This is a genomic window from Rhodoferax sp. RT5P35 (assembly GCF_056521385.1).
On record NZ_JBWMAX010000175.1, the window covers coordinates 1 to 1,312 of the forward strand.

Below are 1,312 nucleotides of genomic sequence, written 5' to 3' on the forward strand. Positions count from 1 at the left end.
AAGACGGTGCGGTCATCGGCAAGTTTGTGGCCGCGGGCCTGAGCTGGTTTGTGTCCACCTCGTTCAGCAAGAGCTTCAGCCTGTACGGCGAACGCGTGGGCGCTTTGACCGTACTGTGCGAGTCCAAGGAAGAAGCCAGCCGCGTGCTGAGCCAGCTCAAGATCTGCATCCGCACCAACTACAGCAACCCGCAAATCCACGGTGCGACGGTCGTGGCCACGGTGCTCAACACCCCTGCGCTGCGTGCCCAGTGGGAAGGCGAGCTGGGCGAAATGCGCGTGCGCATCAAGGCCATGCGCCAAAAGCTGGTCGATGGCCTGAAGGCTGCCGGTGTGAAGCAAGACATGTCTTTCATCACCCAGCAGATCGGCATGTTCAGCTACTCCGGCCTGAGCAAGGACCAGATGGTGCGCCTGCGCGAAGAATTCGGCGTGTACGGCACCGACACCGGCCGCATGTGCGTGGCCGCGCTGAACAGCAAGAACATCGACTACGTCTGCGCGTCGATCGCCAAGGTGGTCTAAACCGACTTAGCCATCCGGGAGCAGAAATGCTCCCAAATCAATAGCTGCCTGTGCTTACCCGATAAGCGCAGGCAGCTTTTTTTTATGCATAAAACTAGGCCTTGGACGTGCTGCGCGCCACGGCTTGCAAGATCTCTTCCGACAGCGCCGCATCGTCCACCGCCCGCGCCAGCACCAGCGCGCCCACCATGGCGGCATAGGTGGCCAGGACCTTCTCGCGCTGGGCGGCTTTGGAGCGGCCCGGCATCCACTGGGCCAGCATCTCGGCCATGGCCTGGATGCCCTCGGTCACCGCCCGGCGCACCGGGGCCGACTGGCGCGCCACCTCGGAGCCCAAAGCCGCCACCCAGCAGCCCTGGCCGGGCTGGTCGCGGTGGGCCGTGGACAAATAGGCTGCGCTGATCGCCTGCAGCGGCTGGTCGGGCGCATCCGCCGCCATCTGGTTCCACCAGGCTGTACCGCCCTCGAACGCCCGGGTGCTGGCCTGGGCGAGTAAATCGTCTTTGGAGCTGAACTGGCCGAAAAAGCCGCCGTGGGTCAGCCCGGCGGTTTTCATGATGTCGGCCAGGCCCACACCGGCAAAACCCCGCTCGCGGAACAGCTGCGCCGCCACGCCCAGCACGCGTTCATGGTTCTCGGTGGCTTGTTCGCGGCTGACTTTCATGGTCGTCTCCTCAGAAAAATAAGAATGCTTGACATTTTATATGACGGTCAACATATAAGTCAACCAGGCCGACCGTCATATAAAAACCAACTTCTGAAAGCACACCCTGGCCTCCTCGTCTCTC

The 1,312-nt window shown here is 62.3% G+C and carries 2 protein-coding genes; one reads left to right on the top strand and one right to left on the bottom strand.

Annotation, left to right across the window (positions count from 1 at the left end; all coding sequences use genetic code 11):
• Window positions 1-524, top strand: a 524-nt coding sequence (locus tag AC097L_RS24725) for an aminotransferase class I/II-fold pyridoxal phosphate-dependent enzyme (protein ID WP_479589364.1), incomplete at its 5' end; no start/stop codon positions are given.
• A gap of 94 nt (window positions 525-618) precedes the next feature.
• Here AC097L_RS24725 and AC097L_RS24730 read toward each other — a convergent pair.
• Window positions 619-1,188: a TetR/AcrR family transcriptional regulator gene (locus tag AC097L_RS24730; RefSeq protein ID WP_479589365.1), complete on the bottom strand. Its 570-nt coding sequence runs from the start codon at window positions 1,186-1,188 to the stop codon at window positions 619-621.
• Window positions 1,189-1,312 lie beyond the last annotated feature (124 nt).